This is a genomic window from Halobacteriovorax sp. DA5, from assembly GCF_002903145.1.
Lineage (GTDB): Bacteria > Bdellovibrionota > Bacteriovoracia > Bacteriovoracales > Bacteriovoracaceae > Halobacteriovorax_A.
Window position 1 is genome coordinate 1 of sequence record NZ_PPDJ01000020.1, and the last position, 308, is coordinate 308.

At 39.3% G+C, this 308-nt stretch carries 1 rRNA gene; it reads left to right on the forward strand.

What is annotated here, in order from left to right:
• Positions 1–308: ribosomal RNA gene (locus C0Z22_RS16150) — 23S ribosomal RNA — on the forward strand; the annotation flags it as partial.

A 308-nucleotide genomic window follows, 5' to 3' on the forward strand; every position in this document is an offset into this window, starting at 1 on the left:
CGCATAATGAGTTAACTAGAATAATTTAGCAAAGAGCCCTAAAGTTAAACACCCCGAAACCAGACGAGCTACCTACAAACAGTCCCATGGGACCAATCCGTCTATGTGGCAAAATAGTGGAAAGATTTGTAGTTAGAGGTGAAAAGCCTACCGAGCCTGGTGATAGCTGGTTGTCCAGGACAGAATATCAGTTCAACCTTAAACCCTGCCTAAAAAATTAATAATTTAAATGCAGGTTTAAAGTATAGTCTAAAAGGGGACAGCTTTTTAGACATAGGATACAACCTTTATTAGCGAGTAAGCACTAT